Source organism: Streptomyces sp. NPDC033966, assembly GCF_055575955.1.
This window is the reverse complement of the sequence record NZ_JBVIRQ010000004.1, coordinates 319,218-338,485: the sequence shown is the minus strand read 5'-3', so window position 1 is coordinate 338,485 and position 19,268 is coordinate 319,218. Positions and strand designations below refer to the sequence as shown.

The window sequence follows — 19,268 nt, the reverse complement described above, 5'->3', positions numbered from 1 at the left end:
GTCCCGGAGGGGTTCCGGGTGACGTCTCCCCGCATTCTTGACGGCGTCCGCCGGGTCTGTCACTCAGGTGGCCGGATCGATCTCCCGCAGGAGCCCGGTGTGCACGTCGAAGACGAAGCCTCGCACATCGTCCTTGTGGACCAGGAACGGGTTCGTCCGGACCCGCTGCATGGACTGGCGGACGTCCTGGTCGACGTCGCGGAAGGCCTCCACGGCCCAGGCGGGGCGCTGGCCGACCTCGTCCTCCAGCTCGTGCCGGAAGTCCTCGGTCAGGCTTTCGAGGCCGCAGCCGGTGTGGTGGATGAGTATGACCGATCGGGTGCCGAGGGCCCGCTGGCTGATGGTGAGCGAGCGGATGGTGTCGTCGGTGACGACCCCGCCGGCGTTGCGGATGGTGTGGCAGTCGCCGAGCTCCAGACCCAGGGCCTTGTGCAGGTCCAGGCGGGCGTCCATGCAGGCCACGACGGCCACGTGCAGGACGGGGCGGGCGTCCATGCCGGGGTCGGTGAACTGGGCGGCGTAGCGCTGGTTGGCCGCGACGAGCCGGTCGGTGACGGAATCGCCGCTAGATGCCTGGGGCGTGGGGCGGGCGGGCAGGGATGCGGAAGTCGTCATGGTTATGACGTTAGTGGTCACAGCTCGGAGAGGCATTGAGTGAGGGTGGACAAAGAAGGTCAACGAGCCTTGTTGTGAGCTAACCCACAGGAGTGAGACGGGGGCCGCTGTTCGGGTGATTCGCGGCTTTTGGGCTTTGTTCGGGGGGAGGGCGCACCGGGCGCGGGGCGGTTCGTTGACCGCGGCGACCGTTGCACTAAAGTGACGCGAACCGGCCGGAGCCCGGCCCTCACCGGCCGCCCGGCCCCCTGGTAACACTCCGCGTGCGCGGCGCGGCGTATGCCTGCCGCGCCGTTATCTGAGAGGGCGCTTTGACTAGCGAGTCCCGACATGTCCCGGTGATGCTCCAGCGGTGCCTGGACCTGTTGGCCCCGGCGCTGGAGAGGCCGGGGGCCGTCGTCGTCGACTGCACCCTCGGCCTCGGCGGCCACAGCGAGGCCCTGCTGACCCGGTTCCCCGAGGCACGACTGATCGGCCTCGACCGCGACAAGGAGGCCCTGCGGCTCTCCGGGGAGCGGCTCGCGCCCTTCGGGGACCGGGCCACGCTCGTCCACGCGATCTACGCCGACCTCGCCGAGGTGCTCGACAGCCTGGGGCTCCCGGCCGTCCAGGGCATCCTCTTCGACCTCGGCGTCTCCTCCATGCAGCTCGACGAGGCCGACCGCGGGTTCGCGTACGCCCAGGACGCGCCGCTGGACATGCGCATGGACCAGACGACCGGCATCAGCGCCGCCGAGGTCCTCAACACCTACGCCCCCGGCGAGCTGGTGCGGATCCTGCGCCAGTACGGCGAGGAGAAGCAGGCCAAGCGGATCGTGTCCGCGATCGTGCGGGAACGGGAGAAGGAGCCCTTCTCCAACAGCGCCCGCCTCGTGGAGCTGATCCGCGACGCCCTGCCGCAGGCGGCCAAGCGCACCGGCGGCAACCCCGCCAAGCGGACCTTCCAGGCCCTGCGCATCGAGGTCAACGGAGAGCTCTCCGGGCTGGAGCGGGCCATCCCGGCGGCGGTCGACCGGATCGCGGTCGGCGGGCGGATCGCGGTCCTCTCGTACCACTCCCTGGAGGACCGCCTCGTGAAGCAGGTCTTCGCCGCCGGAGCCGCCTCCACGGCCCCGCCGGGGCTGCCGGTCGTCCCGGAGAAGTACCAGCCGAAGCTGAAGCTGCTGACGCGCGGCGCGGAGCTGCCGACCGAGGAGGAGATCGCCGAGAACCGGCGGGCCGCCCCGGCCCGGTTCCGGGGCGTCGAGCGCATCCGCGAGGCGCGGCTGTGACCAAGGCCCGCCCGGGCGGCACCCGGCCGCGGCCGCAGGGCGGCGGGGCGGCGCGGATGCCGTTCGTCCTGCTGGTGGTGGCGCTGCTCGCGGGCGGGCTGATCAGCCTGCTGCTGCTGAACTCGGCGCTGAACCAGGGCTCCTTCCAGCTGAGCCGGCTGAAGAAGGAGACCACCGGGCTGACCGACGAGCAGCAGGCGCTCCAGCGGGACGTGGACGCCTACTCGGCGCCGGACGCCCTTCAGCGGCGGGCGCGCGAGCTGGGTCTGGTGCCGGGGGGCAGCCCCGTGTTTCTCGGCCCCGACGGCAGGACCGCGGGTACCCCGGCGCCGGCCGAGGCCCCCGCCCCGCCAGTGGCTCCGCCGGTTCCGCAGAGCCCCGCCCCCGGGTCACCCGCCCCGTCGGGCCCGGCCCAGGCCCCGGCCCAGGCCTCTGGCGGAACCCCGCAACCCACCCCTACGCCAGGCAGGTGACGTCGTGACGCGGACCCTCCCCCAGCTACCGCCGGGAGGACCCCCTGCGGGGCGCCTCCCCTCCCCGCCCTTCCACCGTTCCCCGTGCGCTGTCCGGGCCCGTGCCTCGATGGCCGGCGGGGCTGGGTGTTCGTGCGCTGTCCGGGCCCGCGCCTTGATGGCCGGCGGGGCTGGGTGTTCGTGCGCTGCCCGGACCCGCGCCTCGATCGCCGGCGGGGCTGGGAGTTCGTGCGCTGTCCGGGCCCGTGTCTCGATCGCCGGCGGGGCCGGGTTCGGCTGCGGTCGGGCCCGGGTCTCGGACGCCGGCTGCGCCTCGGGCCGGGGGCCGGTCGGCCGCGTACGGCCGGACTCGTCGGCGGGTGCGGGGCGGAGCTCCGGGGGCGGGACGCCGGGGGCTCCCGCGCGGCGGCGCGGAGTGCGGCGGTGAGCCCCAAGGCGGCGGTGCCGCGGGCCCGGGTCACCGCCCGGCCAGGGCAAGGGCAGCCACACACCATCCGGCTCGGGAACCCGAAACCCCGGCTGCGCCTGGTCGGCGTCGGGCTCACCCTCGTCATGCTCGCCTTCGTCGTCCGGCTCCTCCAGGTGCAGGCCGTCGACGCCTCCGCGTACTCCGCCAAGGCCAGCGAGAACCGCTTCGCCAGCCACACCCTGGCCGCCGAGCGCGGGGAGATCACCGACCGCAAGGGCGTGGCCCTGGCCACCAGCGTCGACGCGTACGACATCACCGCCGACCCGAAGATGTTCACCCCGCAGGAGAGCAAGGCCCCCGACGCACCCCAGCAGGCGGCCGCGCTCCTCGCGCCCATCCTCGGAGCGGACGCCGGAGAGCTCGCCAAGCGCCTCCAGACCAAGAACAGCCGCTACGTGATCCTGGCCCGCCGCCAGACCCCCCAGGTCTGGAACCAGATCAAGGACCTCAAGAAGCTCTTCGCCGACAAGGCGGCCGCCGACAAGAAGAAGAACGGCCCCGGCGCCAACGTCATCGCCGGCGTCTTCAACGAGGTCAGCAGCAAGCGCGTGTACCCGGGCGGCGACCTCGCCGCCGGGATACTGGGTTACGTCAACGCCGACGGCAAGGGCGGCGGCGGCCTGGAGTCCGCCCTCGACAAGAAGCTCTCCGGCAAGGACGGCGAACTGACCTACGCCCAGTCCGGCGGCCGCCGCGTCCCCACCGCGGGCTCCAGCGAGAAGCCCGCCGTGCCCGGCGACGACATCGAGCTGACCATCGACCGCGACATCCAGTGGGCCGCGCAGAGCGCCATCGCCGAACAGGTCGAGAAGTCCGGCGCCGACCGCGGCTACGTCATCGTCCAGGACACCCGCACCGGCGAGGTGCTGGCCATGGCCAACGCCCCCGGCTTCGACCCCAACGACCTGACCCGGGCCCGCTCCGCCGCGATGGGCAACGCCGCGCTCCAGGACGTGTACGAGCCCGGCTCCACCGCCAAGGTGATGTCGATGGCCGCCGTCCTGGAGGAGAAGAAGGCCCGCCCCGACACCCACGTCGAGGTCCCCAACCGGCTGCACCGCGGCGACCGGCTCTTCAAGGACGACGTCGACCACCCGACCTGGTACCTGACCCTCAACGGGGTCCTCGCCAAGTCCTCCAACATCGGCACCATCCTGGCCACCGGCCAGCTCGGCGCCACCCAGTCCGAGGCCAACAAGGTCCTCTACTCCTACCTGGACAAATTCGGCATCGGACGCCCCAGCGGCCTGAACTACCCCGGCGAATCCCGCGGGATCCTCGCCAAGCCCGAGGCCTGGTCCACCTCGCAGCAGTACACGATCCCCTTCGGCCAGGGCCTGTCCCTCAACGCCATGCAGGCCGCCTCCGTGTACTCCACGATCGCCAACGGCGGCGTCCGCATCACCCCGACCCTGGTGCGCGGCACCAAGGGCCCCGACGGCCGCTTCACCCCGGCCCCGGCCCCCGAGCAGACCAGGGTGATCAGCGCCGAAACGGCCAAGACCCTCTCCGAGATGCTCGAATCCGTGGTCGACGACCAGGAGGGCACCGGCACCAAGGCGAAGATCCCCGGCTACCGGGTCGGCGGGAAGACCGGCACCTCCAACCGGGTGGATCCGGCCACCGGCCGCTACAAGGGCTACACCGCCTCCTTCGCCGGCTTCGCCCCCGCCGACAACCCCCGCATCACCGTCTACTGCGCCATCCAGAACCCCACCAAGGGCAGCTACTTCGGCGGCCAGATCTGCGGCCCGATCTACAAGACGGTCATGGAGTTCGCCCTCAAGACCCTCCAGGTCGCACCCACCGGAGCGGCCCCCGCCGGCCTCCCCGTGACCTACGACGCGGGCCCGCCGCCCGCCGCCCCGAGCAGCGCCCCCACCGGTCCCCAGCCCGGGCCGTGAACCGACCGTCCAGCCACCAGAGCGCGAGGCACGACCAGTGACAACGATCACCCCGGAACCGGGGAACCAGACGGCCGCCGGCGCCGAAGCGGGGCCCTCGCTTCGCGAGCGGCCCGCCGCGCCCGGTACGCTCACCGCCGTGCCCCACGCTGATCAGCCCAGAACCGCCCAGAAAGACGCCCCGGCAGCGCCGCCGGGAGCGCCCCGGCCCGTGTCCGCCCGCCCGACCCCCCTGGGCGAGCTGGCCACCCTGCTGGGTCTGCCCGAGTCCGGCGCCGCTCAGATCACCGGCATCACGCACGACTCCCGTGCGGTACGCCCCGGAGACCTGTACGCGGCACTGCCCGGCGCCCGGCTGCACGGTGCGGACTTCGCCGCCCAGGCGGCCGCCCTCGGCGCCGCCGCCGTGCTGACCGACCCGGAGGGTGCCGAGCGCGCCGCCGCGACCGGCCTGCCGGTCCTGGCCGTCGCCGACCCGCGCGGCCGGATGGGCGAGCTCGCCGCCGAGATCTACGGCCGGCCCGGCGAGGCCCTGCTCCAGCTCGGCATCACCGGCACCTCCGGCAAGACCACCACCGCGTACCTCGTCGAAGGCGGGCTGCGCGCGGCGGGACGCACCACCGGACTCGTCGGCACCGTCGAGATGCGCATCGGCGACGAGCGCATCAAGTCCGAGCGGACCACCCCCGAGGCCACCGACCTCCAGGCCCTGTTCGCCGTCATGCGCGAACGCGGCGTCGAGGCCGTGGCCATGGAGGTCTCCAGCCACGCCCTGGTCCTGGGCCGGGTCGACGGCTGCGTCTTCGACGTCGCCGTCTTCAACAACCTGAGCCCGGAACACATGGAGTTCCACACCGGCATGGAGGACTACTTCCAGGCCAAGGCGCAGCTCTTCACCGAGCGCCGGGCCCGCGTCGGAGTGGTCAACTTCGACGACGAGTACGGCCGCCGCCTCGCCAAGGAGGCGCCGATCCCGGTCGTCACCTTCTCCGCCGCCGGCGACCCGGCCGCCGACTGGCGCGCCGAGGACGTGGTCAGCGGCCACATGGACTCCACCCTGACCCTGGTCGGACCGGAGGGACAGCGCGTACGGGCCACCGCCCCGCTGCCGGGCCCGTTCAACGTCGCCAACACCGTCGCCGCGATCGTCACCCTCGCCGCCGCCGGCCTCGACCCGCAGACCGCCGCCGACGGCGTCGCCGCGGTCCCCGGGGTCCCCGGCCGCCTGGAGCGGGTCGACGCGGGACAGCCGTACCTGGCCGTCGTCGACTACGCCCACAAGACGGACGCCGTCGAGTCGGTGCTGCGCGCCCTGCGCGAGGTCACCACCGGCAAGCTGCACATCGTCCTCGGCTGCGGCGGCGACCGCGACACCACCAAGCGCGCCCCGATGGGCGCCGCGGCGGCCCGGTACGCCGACACCGCCGTCCTGACCTCCGACAACCCGCGCTCCGAGGACCCCCTGAAGATCCTCGCCGCGATGTTCGAGGGCGCCGTCTCCGTGCCCGCCGAGGAGCGCGGCACCGTCCTCGTCGACGCCGACCGCGCCGCGGCCATCGCCGCCGCCGTCGCGCGCGCCGAGGCCGGCGACACCGTCCTCGTCGCCGGCAAGGGCCACGAGCAGGGCCAGGACACCGCGGGCGTCGTACGCCCCTTCGACGACCGCGCCGTGCTCCGTGCGGCCATCGAGAACCAGCAGCTCAGCGCCCGACAGGCCGAGGTGGACCAGTGATCGCCCTTTCCCTCGCCGAGATCGCCGACATCACCGGCGGGCGGCCCCACGACATACCGGATCCGTCGGTGCGGATCGGCGGACCCGTCGTCATCGACTCCCGCCAGGTGGAGCCCGGCAGCCTCTTCGCCGCCTTCGAGGGCGAGCACGTCGACGGCCACGACTACGCCGAGCGCGCCGTCGCCGCCGGCGCCGCCGCCGTCCTCGCCGCCCGGCCCGTCGGCGTACCGGCCATCGTGGTGCCCGACGTGGAGAAGGCGCTCGGCGCCCTCGCCCGCACCGTCGTCGAACGTCTCGGCACCGACGTGGTGGCCCTGACCGGCTCCGCCGGCAAGACCTCCACCAAGGACCTCATCGCCCAGGTGCTCCAGCACCACGCGCCCACGGTGTGGACGCCCGGCTCCCTCAACAACGAGATCGGCCTGCCGCTCACCGCCCTGAAGGCCACCGCGGAAACCCGCCACCTGGTCTTGGAGATGGGCGCCCGCGGCATCGGCCACATCGCCTACCTGACCGGCCTGACGCCGCCGCGCATCGGCCTCGTCCTGAACGTCGGCACCGCCCACATCGGCGAGTTCGGCGGCCGCGAGGCCATCGCCCAGGCCAAGGGGGAGCTGGTCGAGGCCCTGCCGTCCGAGGCCGAGGGCGGCGTCGCCGTGCTCAACGCCGACGACCTGCTCGTGCGCGCCATGTCCGCCCGCACGAAGGCCCGTACGGTCCTCTTCGGCGAGGCCGAGGACGCCGACGTACGCGCCACCGAGGTCCGGATGACGCCCGCGGGGCAGCCCTCCTTCACACTCCACACACCGACCGGGTGCAGTGATGTGACCTTGCGGCTGTACGGTGAGCACCACGTGTCGAACGCGCTCGCCGCGGCCGCTGTCGCCCATGTCCTGGGCATGCCGGCCGAGGAGATCGCCACAGCGCTCTCCGGAGCGGGCACGCTGTCCCGGTGGCGGATGGAGGTCACCGAGCGCGAGGACGGCGTGACGATCGTCAACGACGCCTACAACGCGAACCCGGAGTCCATGCGGGCCGCCCTGCGCGCACTCGTCGCGATGGGGGAGGCCGGCAAGGCGGACGGGGGACGTACGTGGGCGGTGCTCGGCCCCATGGCCGAGCTCGGTGACGCATCGCTGGCCGAGCACGACGCGGTGGGACGGCTCGCCGTCCGGCTCAACGTGAGCAGGCTCGTGGCAGTCGGGGGCAGGGAAGCGTCCTGGCTGCAACTGGGCGCATATAACGAGGGTTCGTGGGGTGAGGAGTCGGTGCTCGTGTCCGACGCGCAGGCGGCGGTCGACCTGTTGCGCAGTGAACTGCGCCCGGGGGACGTCGTGCTGGTGAAGGCTTCCAGGTCGGTCGGCCTGGAGCGGGTCGCGCTGGCGTTGCTGGAGCGCGAGGGCGGGGTCGCCGACCGATGAGGCAGATCCTGTTCGCCGGTGTCATCGGCATGTTCCTCACCGTGATCGGCACGCCGCTGCTGATCAAGCTGCTGGCCCGCAAGGGCTACGGCCAGTTCATCCGCGACGACGGCCCCCGCGGCCACGCCGGGAAGAAGGGCACGCCCACCATGGGCGGTATCTCCTTCATCCTGGCCACGATCATCGCGTACGCCCTGACCAAGGTCATCACCGGTGAGGAGCCGAGCTTCTCGGGCCTGCTGGTGCTGTTCCTGATGGCGGGCATGGGCCTGGTCGGCTACCTCGACGACTACATCAAGATCGTCAAGCGGCGTTCGCTCGGTCTGCGGGCCAAGGCCAAGATGGCCGGCCAGCTGATCGTGGGCATCGCCTTCGCGGTGCTGGCGCTCCAGTTCAAGGACTCGCGCGGACTGACCCCGGCCTCGGAAAAGCTGTCGTTCGTCACGGACTTCGGCTGGTCCATCGGCCCGGTGCTGTTCGTGGTCTGGGCCCTGTTCATGATCCTGGCCATGTCCAACGGCGTGAACCTGACCGACGGCCTGGACGGCCTCGCGACGGGTGCCGCCGTGATGGTCTTCGGCGCCTACACCTTCATCGGTGTCTGGCAGTTCCAGGAGTCCTGCGCGAACGCGGTCGACCTCACCAACCCGAACGCCTGCTTCGAGGTGCGCGACCCGCTGGACCTCGCGGTCGTCGCCTCCGCCCTGATGGGCGCCTGCTTCGGCTTCCTGTGGTGGAACACCTCGCCCGCCAAGATCTTCATGGGCGACACCGGTTCGCTCGCGCTGGGCGGCGCCCTCGCGGGTCTGGCCATCTGCTCCCGCACGGAGTTCCTGATGGCCCTCCTCGGCGGCCTCTTCGTGCTCATCACGATGTCGGTCGTCATCCAGGTCGGCTCCTTCAAGCTGACCGGGAAGCGCGTCTTCCGCATGGCCCCGCTCCAGCACCACTTCGAACTCAAGGGCTGGTCGGAAGTCCTCGTCGTGGTCCGCTTCTGGATCATCCAGGGCATGTGCGTGATCGTCGGTCTCGGTCTCTTCTACGCGGGATGGGCAGCAGACAAGTGACCTCCTGGCAGGACAGGAACATCACCGTCGCCGGCCTCGGCGTGAGCGGCATCAGCGCCGCCCGCGCCCTGGCCGGCCTCGGCGCCTCCGTGACGGTCGTCGACGGCGGCGACAGCGAGGGCCACCGGGCCCGGGCCGCGGAGCTGGAGGCGGAGGCCAAGGGCGTCTCCGTACGCCTCGGCGACGCCGAGACCCTCCCCGAGGGCACCGAGCTGGTCGTGACCTCGCCGGGCTGGAAGCCCGACAGCCCGCTCTTCCTGGCGGCCGCCGAGGCGGGCGTGGACGTCGTCGGCGACGTCGAGATCGCCTGGCAGCTGCGCGGCGAGGGGGCGGCCCCGTGGCTCGCCATCACCGGCACCAACGGCAAGACCACCACCACCCAGATGCTGGCCTCGATCCTGCGGGCGGCCGGTCTGAAGACCGCCGCCGTCGGCAACATCGGCACCCCCATCATCGACGTGGTGACCGGCGACGAGCAGTACGACGTGCTCGCCGTCGAGCTATCCAGCTACCAGCTGCACTGGGCCCCCTCGGTACGCGCCCACTCCGCGGCCGTGCTCAACCTGGCCCCGGACCACCTCGACTGGCACGGCTCCATGGAGGCGTACGCCGCCGACAAGGGCCGCATCTACGAGGGCAACACCATCGCCTGCGTCTACAACGTCGCCGACCCGGCCACCGAGAGGCTGGTCGAGGAGGCCGACGTCGAGGAGGGCTGCCGGGCCATCGGCTTCACCCTCGGCGCCCCCGGCCCGTCCATGCTCGGCGTGGTCGACGGGATCCTCGTGGACCGGGCCTTCGTGGAGAACCGGCAGAAGAACGCCCAGGAGCTGGCGCACGTCGACGACGTCAACCCGCCCGCCCCGCACAACATCGCCAACGCCCTCGCCGCCGCCGCCCTCGCCCGCGCCTTCGGCGTCGAGCCGCGCGCGGTCCGCGACGGGCTGCGCGACTTCCGCCCCGACGCGCACCGCGTCGCGTTCGTGGACGAGGTCGACGGGGTCCGCTACGTCGACGACTCCAAGGCCACCAACACCCACGCCGCGGAGGCCTCCCTCGCGGCCTTCGAACCGGTCGTCTGGATCGCCGGCGGCCTCGCCAAGGGCGCGACCTTCGACGAGCTCGTCCAGAAGTCCGCGAAGCGGCTGCGGGCGGTCGTACTCATGGGCGCCGACCGGGCGCTGATCGCCGAGGCGCTGGCGCGACACGCGCCCGAGGTCCCGGTGACCGACCTCGAACGGACCGACACTGGGGCGATGCTCGCAGCGGTCCGGGAAGCGGCCCGGCTCGCGGAGCCAGGGGACACGGTCCTGCTGGCGCCCGCGTGTGCGTCGATGGACATGTTCGCGAACTACAACAAGCGTGGGGACGCGTTCGCCGACGCGGTGCGCGAACTGGCCTCCGGGAGTGCCGCGGACACGGCCTAGGCCGGGCGCCGCGACAGGTTCCCTCCGGCCGGCTGCTCGCCTCGTACGAGTGGAGGGGAAGATCACAGATGCCGGCCAAGCAGATGCTGCCGGGGCGGCGGCCCGCCGCCGTCAAGGCGCAGGGCCGCAAACGCCCGGCGGGCGGGGCCAAGCGGCCCGCAGGGCGCGGGCCGCTGTCGGGGCTGCGGCGTACGCAGCGGCAGTTGAGCAAGGCCTGGGACCGCCCGCTCACCGCGTATTACCTGATTTTCGGCAGCTCGTTGCTCATCACCGTGCTCGGGCTGGTGATGGTCTACTCGGCCTCCATGATCAAGGCGCTCCAGCTGGGCCTGGGCGACGCCTACTTCTTCAAGAAGCAGTTCCTGGCCGCCCTGATCGGCGGCGTCCTGCTCTTCGCCGCCTCCCGGATGCCGGTCAAGCTGCACCGGGCGCTCTCCTACCCGGTTCTGGCCGGAACCCTGTTCCTGATGGTCCTGGTCCAGGTCCCCGGGATAGGGGTCTCGATCAACGGCAACCAGAACTGGATCTCCCTCGGCGGCCCGTTCATGCTCCAGCCCAGCGAGTTCGGCAAGCTCGCGCTGATCCTGTGGGGAGCCGACCTGCTGGCCCGCAAGGGCGACAAGGGGCTGCTGAGCCAGTGGAAGCACCTGCTGGTGCCGCTGGTCCCGGTGGCCTTCCTGCTGCTCGGGCTGATCATGCTCGGCGGGGACATGGGCACCGCGATGATCCTCGGAGCCGTCCTCATCGGCCTGCTGTGGCTGGCCGGCGCGCCGACGAGGCTGTTCGTGGGCGTGCTCGCCTTCGCGGGTGTGATCGTCGCACTGCTCATCAAGACCAGCCCGCACCGTATGGACCGGCTCGCCTGCCTCGGGGCGACAGAACCGGGCAAGAACGACCTCTGCTGGCAAGCCGTACACGGGATCTATGCCCTCGCGTCCGGCGGATGGTTCGGTTCCGGTCTCGGGGCGAGTGTGGAAAAATGGGGTCAACTGCCCGAAGCCCACACCGACTTCATCTTTGCCATCACCGGTGAGGAACTGGGTCTGGCAGGGACGCTGTCGGTGCTCGCCCTGTTCGCGGCTCTAGGCTATGCGGGTATCCGCGTGGCCGGACGCACGGAGGACTCCTTCGTACGGTATGCCGCGGGAGGCGTGACCACCTGGATCACGGCCCAGGCCGTGATCAACATCGGTGCGGTGCTCGGCCTGCTGCCGATCGCCGGGGTCCCCCTCCCGCTGTTCTCCTACGGAGGGTCGGCCCTGCTGCCGACCATGTTCGCCGTCGGACTGCTCATCGCGTTCGCGCGGGAGGAGCCGGCGGCGCGGGCGGCGCTCGCGATGCGACAGCCGAGAGCCGGCTGGAAGCGGAGCGGGCCGATATGGAAGTCGATGAGACGGCGCGTCAAGAGGCGTCCGTCCGGAGAGCGGTGAATTTCGGTGCATGTCGTACTCGCCGGCGGGGGGACCGCCGGCCACATCGAGCCGGCGCTGGCCCTCGCGGACGCACTGCGCAGGCAGGACCCGACCGTGGGCATCACCGCCCTCGGCACGGAACGGGGCCTTGAGACCCGCCTGGTACCGGAGCGCGGCTACGAGCTGGGCCTCATCCCCGCCGTACCGCTGCCCCGCAAGCCCACCCCGGAGCTGATCACCGTCCCCGGGCGGCTGCGCGGCACCATCAAGGCCGCCGAGGAGATCCTCGTACGCACCAAGGCCGACGTGGTCGTCGGCTTCGGCGGCTACGTGGCCCTGCCCGGCTACCTCGCCGCCAAGCGGCTCGGGGTGCCGATCATCGTCCACGAGGCCAACGCCCGCCCCGGACTGGCCAACAAGATCGGCTCCCGCTACGCCCACGCCGTCGCGGTCTCCACCCCCGACAGCAAGCTGCGCGGCGCACGCTACGTGGGCATCCCGCTGCGCCGCTCGATCTCCACCCTCGACCGGGCCGCCGTCCGCCCCGAGGCGCGCGCCGCCTTCGGCCTGGACCCCAACCTGCCGACGCTGCTGGTCTCCGGCGGCTCCCAGGGCGCCCGCCGCCTCAACGAGGTGATCCAGCAGGCCGCGCCGACCCTCCAGCGCTCCGGCATCCAGATCCTGCACGCGGTCGGCCCGAAGAACGAACTGCCGCGTGTCGACAACATGCCCGGGATGCCGCCGTATGTGCCGGTACCGTACGTGGACCGGATGGATCTCGCGTACGCCGCCGCCGACATGATGCTGTGCCGCGCGGGTGCGATGACCGTCGCCGAACTCTCCGCCGTCGGACTGCCGGCCGCCTACGTACCGCTGCCCATCGGCAACGGCGAACAGCGGCTCAACGCCCAGCCGGTGGTCAAGGCCGGCGGCGGCCTGCTCGTGGACGACGCGGAGCTGACGCCCGACTGGGTGCTCGGCCAGGTCCTCCCGGTGCTGTCCGATCCGCACCGCCTGTACGAGATGTCCCGCGCCGCCGCCGAGTTCGGCCGCCGGGACGCCGACGACCTGCTCGTCGGTCTGGTCTACGAGGCGATTGCGGCCGCACGCGGGTAACCGCTGACCCAGGAGGCACAGGAGTGGCGGGAGCGACGACGGCACGGCGCGGCCCTTCCGGCCGGGGCGGCAAGGGCGGCACGGGTGCGGACGCATCCAAAGCGCCCAAAGCCTCCAAGCGGCCCAAGTCGTCGAAACCGCCGGGGGGATCCGGCCCGCGGGGGCCCCGTCGCGCACTGCCGCGCCGGGTCCGCGTGCTGGCCTCCCTCGCCGCCGCGGTGCTCCTCGCCGCGGGCGTCACCTGGGCGCTGTACGGCTCCTCCTGGCTCCGCGTCGAGAAGGTCACGGCCTCCGGCACCGAGGTGCTCACCCCCGAGCAGGTCCTCGCCGCCGCGGCCGTGCCCGTCGGCGCACCCCTGGTGGGCGTCGACACCGACGAGATCGCGGGCCGCGTACGGGGCCGGCTGTCCCGCGTCGATTCGGTCGACGTGGTGCGGTCCTGGCCGCACGGGATCGCCCTGAAGGTGACGGAACGCAAACCGGTCCTGCTCATCAAGAAGGACGGACAGTTCGTCGAAGTGGACGCTTCCGGTGTGCGATTCGACACGGTTCGGCAAGCACCCGAGCACGTTCCGGTCCTCGAACTGGCGGCGGAGGGCTCCCCGAGCGCCCGCCGCTTCGACGGCGAGCGGCTGCTGCGCGAGGCCGTCGGCATCGCCGGAAGCCTCCCCGAGGCCGTCTCCAAGGAGACGCTGCAGGTCACGGTCCGGTCGTACGATTCGGTCGTACTGCAACTCACCAGGGGCCGCACGGTCGTCTGGGGGAGCGGCGAACTGGGTGAGGCCAAAGGCAGGGCGCTGACGGCTCTGCTGAAGGCCTCGCCCAAGGCTGACCACTTCGACGTGAGCGTCCCCACGGCACCTGCGGTGTCCGGGAGTTGACGTCAGGTCGAACGCCGACGCACCCTGGTTGGCCACCGATACGGGTGATCACATAGGGTGAAAAGAAAAACGGGAGGTTCGGCGTGTTCGTTGAACACGCGCTACTTGTCGACTTAGTGTCCTGTTCGGAAGAGTCCAGGGAACAGACACACCCCTAACCCTAAACTTAAGGGTGAGGGTTCGGGTCGGCGCGTACGGACCGTCCCACTTTTCGGCATCAGTCGTCGCTACGCAGGCCCGCGAGGCGGCGACACGTAACTCGAGGCGAGAGGCCTTCGACGTGGCAGCACCGCAGAACTACCTCGCAGTCATCAAGGTCATCGGTGTCGGCGGCGGTGGTGTCAATGCCATCAACCGAATGATCGAGGTCGGTCTCAAGGGCGTCGAGTTCATCGCCATCAACACCGACGCCCAGGCGCTGTTGATGAGCGACGCCGACGTCAAGCTCGACGTCGGCCGTGAACTTACCCGGGGCCTCGGCGCCGGAGCCAACCCGGCCGTCGGCCGCAAGGCGGCAGAGGACCACCGCGAGGAGATCGAGGAGGTCCTCAAGGGGGCCGACATGGTCTTCGTCACCGCCGGCGAGGGCGGCGGCACCGGCACCGGCGGCGCACCCGTCGTCGCCAACATCGCGCGCTCGCTCGGCGCCCTGACGATCGGTGTGGTCACCCGCCCGTTCACCTTCGAGGGCCGGCGCCGCGCGAACCAGGCGGAGGACGGCATCGCCGAGCTCCGCGAAGAGGTCGACACCCTCATCGTCATCCCCAACGACCGGCTGCTGTCCATCTCGGACCGCCAGGTCAGCGTGCTCGACGCCTTCAAGTCGGCCGACCAGGTCCTGCTCTCCGGCGTCCAGGGCATCACCGACCTCATCACCACCCCCGGTCTGATCAACCTCGACTTCGCCGACGTCAAGTCCGTGATGTCCGAGGCCGGCTCGGCCCTGATGGGCATCGGCTCGGCCCGCGGCGACGACCGCGCGGTGGCCGCCGCCGAGATGGCCATCTCCTCGCCGCTGCTGGAGGCGTCCATCGACGGCGCCCGCGGCGTGCTGCTCTCCATCTCCGGCGGCTCGGACCTCGGTCTCTTCGAGATCAACGAGGCCGCGCAGCTGGTGAGCGAGGCCGCGCACCCCGAGGCGAACATCATCTTCGGCGCCGTCATCGACGACGCGCTCGGCGACGAGGTCCGCGTCACCGTCATCGCGGCCGGCTTCGACGGCGGACAGCCCCCGGCCCGCCGGGACAACGTCATCGGCGCCGCGTCCACCAAGCGCGAGGAGCCGGCCCCCGCGCCGGTCCGCGCGCCCGAGCCGGTCCGGCCGGCCTTCGGCGGACTCGGCACGGTCACCCCCCGCGAGGAGCCCCCGGCGCCGGTGGAGATCCCGGTCGAGCCCGTGGCCCCCGCGCCGCAGGTCCCGACGGCCCGGCCCTACCAGGACAGCCCGGCCGAAGAGCTGGACGTACCGGACTTCTTGAAGTGACCCTGGGGCAGCACAGCGAGAACGGCGCCCACTTCGCCTTCACCGACCGGTGGGGCGGGGTGAGCGCCGTTCCGTACGAGGAGCTCAATCTCGGCGGCGCGGTCGGAGACGACCCGGCCGCCGTTCGTGCGAACCGGGCGATCGCGGCCGAGGGCCTGGGCATCGAGCCGGACCTGGTGGTCTGGATGAACCAGGTGCACGGCCGGGACGTGGCGGTGGTCGACGGCCCCTGGGCCGCCGGCGCCGGCATCCCCTCCGTGGACGCGGTGGTGACCGCGCGTCGGGGGCTCGCCCTCGCGGTGCTCACCGCCGACTGCACGCCGGTCCTGCTGGCCGACCCCGTCGCCAGGGTCGCCGGCGCAGCCCACGCCGGGCGGCCCGGGCTGGTCGCGGGGGTGGTGCCCGCCGCGGTCGAGGCGATGACCGCCCTCGGCGCCGACCCCGCGCGCATCGTCGCCCGTACCGGACCGGCCGTCTGCGGCCGCTGCTACGAGGTGCCGGCCGAGATGCGGGAGGCCGTCGCCGAGGTGGTGCCGGCCGCATGGGCCGAGACCAGCTGGGGGACACCGGCCGTCGACGTGGTCGCCGGGGTGCACGCGCAGCTGGCGGAGGCGGGGGTGGCGCAAGCGCACCGCTCCCCGGTCTGCACACTGGAGTCGCGGGACCACTTCTCGTACCGCCGCGACCGGGTGACCGGGCGGCTTGCCGGATATGTCTGGTTGGACTGACGAATGACGGATCGTAAGGCCGAGCTCGCGGAGAACCTCGCGCGGGTGGAGGAGCGCATCGCGTCCGCCTGCGCGGCGGCCGGCCGCGAGCGGGAGGAGGTGACCCTCATCGTGGTCACCAAGACCTACCCGGCGAGCGACGTACGACTGCTGGCGGACCTGGGTGTCCGTCATGTTGCGGAAAACCGGGACCAGGACGCCGCCCCCAAGGCGGCCGCCTGTGCGGATCTGCCGCTGAGCTGGCACTTCGTGGGCCAGTTGCAGACGAACAAAGTCCGTTCCGTGGCGGGATACGCGCATGTGGTGCAGTCGGTCGACCGGCCGAAACTCGTCACCGCGCTCTCGGCGGCCGCGGAGGGGCAGGGGCGCGAGCTCGGCTGCCTCGTCCAGATCGCGCTCGACGCCGAGTCGGGCGAGCGCGGGGCCCGGGGCGGTGCCGCGCCGGACCTGATGGCGGAGTTGGCGGACCTCGTCGCCGGCGCGCCGGGTCTGAGGATCGACGGCCTCATGACCGTCGCCCCCCTGGCGGGTCCCTACGCGGGACGCGAACAGGCCGCCTTCGAGCGGATGATGGAATTGTCATCAGGCCTGCGCGAGGCCCATCCGGCTGCCACGATGGTGTCGGCCGGGATGAGTGCCGACCTGGAGCAGGCCGTGCTGGCGGGTGCGACACATGTACGCGTCGGCACTGCGGTACTCGGCGCGAGACCCCGGCTCGGGTAACGTCGCGAAGAAAGTCGGACCACAGCAGAAAATATGGTCATTTCCGCAGATGAGCGGACAGACCACGTGGATCGCGGGCAGTTGGTGACTTTGGTGACACAGCTACTTTGCTGACGGACACTCGACACCTGCGACAGGGCGATCCACCACAGAGCGGAGGACTCGGAGAATGGCCGGCGCGATGCGCAAGATGGCGGTCTACCTCGGCCTCGTGGAGGACGACCGGTACGACAACCCGGGGTACGACCCCGATGACGAGTTCGAGCCCGAACCGGAACCGGAACGGGCCCGAGACCGGGATCGTAGACAGCAGCCGGTGCACCAAACGCCCGTAACGGACGAACCGGTACGAGCTGTACAGCCGCCGGCTCCGCGCGAACCCCTCCCAATTCCATCAGAAAACGGACGTCCCGCGCGAATTGCCCCCGTGGCATCCATCACACCTGACCGCACCAACCTGGAGAAGAACGCCCCCGTGATCATGCCCAAGGTCGTCTCCGAGCGGGAGCCGTACCGCATCACGACGCTGCACCCCCGGACCTACAACGAGGCCCGTACCATCGGGGAACACTTCCGTGAGGGCACTCCGGTGATCATGAATCTCACGGAGATGGACGACACGGACGCGAAGCGTCTCGTGGACTTCGCCGCCGGTCTTGTCTTCGGTCTGCACGGCAGTATTGAACGCGTGACACAGAAGGTGTTCCTGCTGTCTCCTGCTAACGTCGATGTCACGGCGGAGGACAAGGCCCGCATCGCGGAGGGCGGGTTCTTCAACCAAAGCTAGACCGATCCGTCAGAAACGGGACCGGGAACAGAGCGGAAGCAGGGGAGAGGGAAGCACGGGATGGGCGTCGCACTGCAGGTGGTCTACATCGCGCTGATGTGCTTCCTCATCGTGTTGATCTTCCGACTGGTCATGGACTACGTGTTCCAGTTCGCACGTTCATGGGCACCCGGCAAGGCGATGGTGGTCGTTCTGGAGGCCACCTACACTGTCACCGATCCACCGCTCAAGCTTCTTCGGCGCTTCATCCCGCCGTTGCGTCTCGGGGGCGTGGCACTCGACCTGTCCTTCTTCGTTCTGATGATCATCGTTTACATCCTCATCAGTTTCGTGAGCACCGCTGCGAGAAGCGTGTGAACGATGAGCTCCCCCGCAGGTGCGGGGACAGTCCCGATACGGTCCTGCCGACTGCCGACGACTACGTAGAGGTGAAGAAGACATGCCGCTGACTCCCGAGGACGTGCGGAACAAGCAGTTCACGACCGTCCGCCTGCGAGAAGGCTATGACGAGGACGAGGTCGACGCCTTCCTCGACGAGGTCGAGTCCGAGCTGACCCGTCTGCTGCGCGAGAACGAGGACCTGCGCGCCAAGCTGGCCGCCGCCACGCGTGCCGCCGCGCAGAACCAGCAGCAGCAGCAGAACATGCGCAAGCCGGAACCCCAGGACCAGCGCCCGGGCGGCCCCGTGCCGGCGGCCATATCCGGCCCGCCGCAGCAGCAGCAGCCGCAGATGGGCCCGCCGCAGCTCCCGGGTGGCCAGCAGCAGCCGCAGATGGGCCCGCCGCAGCTCCCGGCCGGTCCCGGTGGACACGGACCGCAGGGTCCGGGCCCGATGGGCGGCCCCATGCAGCAGCAGTCCATGGGCGGCCAGCACCCGATGGCGCCGCAGCAGCAGATGGGCCAGCAGCCCATGCAGCAGCAGATGCAGCAGCAGTCCATGGGCGGCCAGAACCAGCTCGGCCAGCCGATGGGCCAGCAGATGCAGCCCATGGGCCAGCAGATGCAGCCGATGGGCCAGCAGATGCAGCCGATGGGTCAGCCGCAGCTCCCGCAGCAGGGCCCCGGCGGCGACAGCGCCGCCCGCGTCCTGTCGCTCGCGCAGCAGACCGCCGACCAGGCGATCGCGGAGGCCCGTTCCGAGGCCAACAAGATCGTCGGCGAGGCGCGCAGCCGCGCCGAGGGCCTGGAGCGGGACGCCCGCGCCAAGGCCGACGCGCTGGAGCGGGACGCCCAGGAGAAGCACCGCGTCGCGATGGGCTCCCTGGAGTCCGCCCGCGCCACGCTGGAGCGCAAGGTCGAGGACCTGCGGGGCTTCGAGCGCGAGTACCGTACGCGTCTGAAGTCCTACCTGGAGTCGCAGCTGCGCCAGCTGGAGACCCAGGCCGACGACTCCCTCGCGCCGCCGCGCACCCCGGCCGGCCCGGCCCTGCCGCCGTCGCCGTCCCCGTCGATGGCCCCGGCCGGTGCCATGGGCATGGGTGGCCCGTCCCCGATGGGTGGCCCGTCGCCGATGGGCGGCCCCTCCCCGATGGCCGGCGGTCCGTCCTACGGCGGCCAGCAGCAGATGTCCCCGGCGATGACGCAGCCGATGGCTCCGGTGCGGCCCGCTGCTCCGCAGCCGATGCAGGCGCCGTCTCCCATGCGGGGCTTCCTGATCGACGAGGACGACAACTAGGCGTCGCCGCCGCGTCTGTCGGCAGTCGCTTCACGGGCCGGGCCCGGTACCCCCACGGGGGCACCGGGCCCGGCCCGTTTCCTT

The 19,268-nt window shown here is 71.6% G+C and carries 17 protein-coding genes; 16 read left to right on the top strand and 1 reads right to left on the bottom strand.

The features are described from left to right. Nucleotides 1–63: 63 nt before the first annotated feature. Entirely contained in the window at nucleotides 64–651 is a 588-nt protein-coding gene (locus ACZ518_RS13820; RefSeq protein ID WP_469113238.1) for a beta-class carbonic anhydrase, read from the bottom strand. A gap of 305 nt (nucleotides 652–956) precedes the next feature. On the opposite strand from ACZ518_RS13820, the gene rsmH reads away from it, so the two are divergent. The 16 genes from rsmH to ACZ518_RS13740 all read left to right on the top strand — a co-directional run bounded on the left by rsmH (nucleotide 957) and on the right by ACZ518_RS13740 (nucleotide 19,184). After that, nucleotides 957–1,886: a 16S rRNA (cytosine(1402)-N(4))-methyltransferase RsmH gene (rsmH, locus tag ACZ518_RS13815; RefSeq protein WP_469113237.1), complete on the top strand. Its 930-nt coding sequence runs from the start codon at nucleotides 957–959 to the stop codon at nucleotides 1,884–1,886. Next, nucleotides 1,883–2,359: a cell division protein FtsL gene (gene ftsL, locus ACZ518_RS13810; protein WP_469113236.1), complete on the top strand. Its 477-nt coding sequence runs from the start codon at nucleotides 1,883–1,885 to the stop codon at nucleotides 2,357–2,359. The genes rsmH and ftsL overlap by 4 nt, the downstream gene beginning before the upstream one ends. 441 nt (nucleotides 2,360–2,800) lie before the next feature. Beyond that, the gene (locus tag ACZ518_RS13805; RefSeq protein WP_469113477.1) at nucleotides 2,801–4,732 is read left to right on the top strand and encodes a peptidoglycan D,D-transpeptidase FtsI family protein; all 1,932 of its coding nucleotides are present in this window, start codon (nucleotides 2,801–2,803) and stop codon (nucleotides 4,730–4,732) included. Between the two features lie 37 nt (nucleotides 4,733–4,769). Beyond that, nucleotides 4,770–6,464, top strand: a complete 1,695-nt coding sequence (locus ACZ518_RS13800; RefSeq protein WP_469113235.1) for a UDP-N-acetylmuramoyl-L-alanyl-D-glutamate--2,6-diaminopimelate ligase — start codon at nucleotides 4,770–4,772, stop codon at nucleotides 6,462–6,464. Then, the gene (locus tag ACZ518_RS13795) at nucleotides 6,461–7,885 is read left to right on the top strand and encodes a UDP-N-acetylmuramoyl-tripeptide--D-alanyl-D-alanine ligase (protein ID WP_469113234.1); all 1,425 of its coding nucleotides are present in this window, start codon (nucleotides 6,461–6,463) and stop codon (nucleotides 7,883–7,885) included. The genes ACZ518_RS13800 and ACZ518_RS13795 overlap by 4 nt, the downstream gene beginning before the upstream one ends. Next, nucleotides 7,882–8,952: a phospho-N-acetylmuramoyl-pentapeptide-transferase gene (gene mraY / locus ACZ518_RS13790; protein ID WP_469113233.1), complete on the top strand. Its 1,071-nt coding sequence runs from the start codon at nucleotides 7,882–7,884 to the stop codon at nucleotides 8,950–8,952. Before ACZ518_RS13795 ends, mraY begins: the two co-directional genes overlap by 4 nt. Beyond that, nucleotides 8,934–10,379, top strand: coding sequence for a UDP-N-acetylmuramoyl-L-alanine--D-glutamate ligase (murD, locus tag ACZ518_RS13785; RefSeq protein ID WP_469113232.1), 1,446 nt, complete (start codon nucleotides 8,934–8,936; stop codon nucleotides 10,377–10,379). Before mraY ends, murD begins: the two co-directional genes overlap by 19 nt. Nucleotides 10,380–10,447: 68 nt before the next feature. Continuing rightward, nucleotides 10,448–11,809, top strand: coding sequence for a putative lipid II flippase FtsW (ftsW, locus tag ACZ518_RS13780; protein ID WP_469113231.1), 1,362 nt, complete (start codon nucleotides 10,448–10,450; stop codon nucleotides 11,807–11,809). A gap of 6 nt (nucleotides 11,810–11,815) precedes the next feature. After that, entirely contained in the window at nucleotides 11,816–12,907 is a 1,092-nt protein-coding gene (gene murG, locus ACZ518_RS13775; protein WP_125598165.1) for an undecaprenyldiphospho-muramoylpentapeptide beta-N-acetylglucosaminyltransferase, read from the top strand. 23 nt (nucleotides 12,908–12,930) lie between these two features. Next, nucleotides 12,931–13,788 (top strand): cell division protein FtsQ/DivIB, encoded by an 858-nt coding sequence (locus ACZ518_RS13770; RefSeq protein WP_469113230.1) that lies wholly within the window; start codon nucleotides 12,931–12,933, stop codon nucleotides 13,786–13,788. Nucleotides 13,789–14,068: 280 nt separating this feature from the next. Beyond that, nucleotides 14,069–15,271, top strand: coding sequence for a cell division protein FtsZ (ftsZ, locus tag ACZ518_RS13765; protein ID WP_388935446.1), 1,203 nt, complete (start codon nucleotides 14,069–14,071; stop codon nucleotides 15,269–15,271). Beyond that, on the top strand, nucleotides 15,268–15,999 hold the full coding sequence (gene pgeF / locus ACZ518_RS13760; protein ID WP_469113229.1) for a peptidoglycan editing factor PgeF: 732 nt from the start codon (nucleotides 15,268–15,270) through the stop codon (nucleotides 15,997–15,999). Before ftsZ ends, pgeF begins: the two co-directional genes overlap by 4 nt. Nucleotides 16,000–16,002: 3 nt before the next feature. Beyond that, nucleotides 16,003–16,722 (top strand): YggS family pyridoxal phosphate-dependent enzyme, encoded by a 720-nt coding sequence (locus ACZ518_RS13755; RefSeq protein ID WP_469113228.1) that lies wholly within the window; start codon nucleotides 16,003–16,005, stop codon nucleotides 16,720–16,722. Nucleotides 16,723–16,891: 169 nt separating this feature from the next. Further along, nucleotides 16,892–17,509, top strand: a complete 618-nt coding sequence (locus ACZ518_RS13750) for a cell division protein SepF (protein ID WP_007263604.1) — start codon at nucleotides 16,892–16,894, stop codon at nucleotides 17,507–17,509. A gap of 60 nt (nucleotides 17,510–17,569) precedes the next feature. Beyond that, on the top strand, nucleotides 17,570–17,866 hold the full coding sequence (locus ACZ518_RS13745) for a YggT family protein (protein ID WP_007263603.1): 297 nt from the start codon (nucleotides 17,570–17,572) through the stop codon (nucleotides 17,864–17,866). Nucleotides 17,867–17,948: 82 nt separating this feature from the next. Further along, the gene (locus tag ACZ518_RS13740; protein ID WP_469113227.1) at nucleotides 17,949–19,184 is read left to right on the top strand and encodes a DivIVA domain-containing protein; all 1,236 of its coding nucleotides are present in this window, start codon (nucleotides 17,949–17,951) and stop codon (nucleotides 19,182–19,184) included. Nucleotides 19,185–19,268 lie beyond the last annotated feature (84 nt).